The organism is Streptomyces guryensis, assembly GCF_021261325.1.
GTDB lineage: Bacteria > Actinomycetota > Actinomycetes > Streptomycetales > Streptomycetaceae > Streptomyces > Streptomyces guryensis.
The window spans coordinates 1-2,424 of record NZ_JAJSBI010000068.1 but is presented as its reverse complement, the minus strand read 5'-3'; the positions used below and the strand labels follow the sequence as shown (position 1 = coordinate 2,424).

Genomic DNA, 2,424 nt, shown 5'->3' with positions numbered 1-2,424 from the left:
CCTCTCTGCGCCACGAGGCGCAGTGCCGTATAGCCCGCGCAGCGGGCAGAGATTGGAGGAATGTCTCTGGATCTGATGGCTTACCCAAGATCCGAAAGGTGAAGGGGACGATAGCATGCCAGGAAATCGTCGGCCGTGTCCAGGCGTATGGAGCGGCGCGGCGAGAGATCCGCGTGATATGGCGAAAGCTGAATTGCCTGAATCCCAGTTCCAGAAGGTGTAAATGTTGTCACCCGCCGGAAAGACGCCTGAAACCGGCGCCGGCCCCTGCGGCAGGATGTAGAGGCGCCTACCGCAATCCTCTTGGGGCGCAGGAGCGATGCCCTGTCAGGGCATTCAAGGAAACGAACGGGACGCCTAAGTCACGCTAGAACGTACGGCACTGACGAACGTGGGATCGCCTAAGGAGCGCGAGTTCTATGGCGACAGAGTGCCCGTAGTAGTCGCAGGGGTAACGTCCTGCCAATCTGGAGACCGGGAGAACCGGATCACAGGGCGAAGGGGCACAGGTGATTGGACAACGAGAACCGCGAGGTATGCGCAATGCAGGACGCCGAAACGGTGCTTTCTGTCCTCCGCGAACGCGGCAAGAAGGGCTTGCCGTGCAATCAGCTCTACAGGCAGATGTTCAACAAGGATTTGTACTTGCTGGCCTACGGTGGTATCTACTCCAACAAGGGTGCGATGACACCGGGGGTCAGTGAAGACACCGCTGATGGCATGTCCGAGGGCAAGATCGACCAGATCATAGAAGCTATGCGCGGCGAACGGTACCGGTTTTCTCCGGCACGCCGTGTGTATATCCCTAAGAAAAACGGGAAGCTCCGGCCACTTGGCCTGCCATCTTGGGAAGACAAACTTGTCGGCGAAGTAGTACGCCTTCTGCTAGAAGCGTTCTACGAGCCGCAGTTCTCCTCCCGATCGCATGGTTTCCGCAAAGGTCGCGGCTGTCACACCGCGCTTGGCGAGGTGCAACGCACCTGGTCCGGGACCGTGTGGTTCATCGAGGGTGACATCTCCGACTGCTTCGGGTCCGTTGACCACGAAATCCTTCTCAGGATACTGGCGGAGAAGATCCAAGATAACCGGTTTCTCCGGCTCGTTCGTAACATGCTCAAAGCCGGGTACATGGACGACTGGCAGTACCACGACACGCTTAGTGGAACTCCACAAGGCGGCGTCCTCTCACCCTTGTTGAGTAACATCTATCTTGACAAGCTCGATGCATTCATAGAGAAGGAACTCATCCCCGAACACACGCGGGGAAGCCGCCGAAAAGACAACCGAGAGTACTTCAGGTTGAAAGGTCGACGGTTTCGTGCGATGCAACGCGGCGACCGGGCGCTTGCCCGAGAACTGCAAAGAAAGGCGCAGCGCCTCCCCTCAATAGATCCGATGGACCCTGGATATCGAAGGCTGACCTATGTGCGGTACGCCGACGATCACCTACTGGGTTTCATTGGCTCGAAGGCTGAAGCTGAGGAGATCAAGGCCAGACTGGCGAAGTTCCTACGGGACACCCTCGGATTGGAACTGAACCAGGACAAGACCCTGATCACACACGCCCGCACACGTGCGGCGCGGTTCCTCGGCTATGACATCATCGTTCAGCACAGCAACACGAAACGCTCCAAGGGTCGTCGTACGGCCAATGGGACGATCGCGTTGCGCGTGCCATCGGATGTGATCAAGGCCAAGTGCTCCCCATACCGAAAACACGGAAAGCCGTGGCACAGGGATCAGCTTCAAAACCTGGACGATCATGACATTGTCCGGATCTACGGTGCTGAGTATCGGGGCGTCGTGAACTACTACCTGCTCGCTCAGAACGTGTCACAGCTTGGCAAGCTGTGCTGGAATGCCCAGACATCCATGCTGAAAACTCTGGCTGCCAAGCACCGCTCCTCCGTCGGGAAGATGTCAGCCCGTTATCGGGTGAAGATTGAAACCAGTGATGGGCCGCGGATCTGCTATGAGGTCAGAAAGATGCGTCCAGGCAAGCCGGATCTGGTATCACGATTCGGTGGAATACCTCTCAAACATGCAAGGCGTGCGATCATCCGCGATCCGGCCCCTGTTCAAGTTCACCCGCCGCGTAAGGAGTTGATCCATAGACTCCGAAGGCGTCGGTGCGAACTGTGCGAGCAAGGTGCGACGGTGGCAGTCCACCAGGTCGCCAAGCTCGCAGATCTGGGAACGTCGGGCCCGGAACAGCCCGCCTGGGCAGGCCTGATGGTGAGGATGCGGCGCAAGACGCTCATCGTCTGCACCGGATGCCACGAGCACATCCACACCAGCTCGAAACCGAACGCGGCGTAGTCACTGGAGAGCCCAGTGCATCGAAAGATGCCCGCTGGGTTCGGCGGGAGGCTGCGCGGAAAAGATCCGGAACCTCGGGACCTCGCCGCGCAGCCCACCCAGTAC

Annotated in this window: 1 protein-coding gene; it reads left to right on the top strand. The window is 58.7% G+C overall.

Annotated elements, in window-relative coordinates; all coding sequences use genetic code 11:
• The first annotated feature begins 543 nt into the window (after positions 1–543).
• Positions 544–2,319 (top strand): reverse transcriptase/maturase family protein, encoded by a 1,776-nt coding sequence (locus LJ657_RS47945; protein WP_308117161.1) that lies wholly within the window; start codon positions 544–546, stop codon positions 2,317–2,319.
• Positions 2,320–2,424 lie beyond the last annotated feature (105 nt).

Coding starts and splice junctions, on each gene's coding strand:
- LJ657_RS47945 (WP_308117161.1), top strand. CDS start 544: ATGCAGGACGCCGAAACGGTGCTTTCTGTCCTCCGCGAACGCGGCAAG.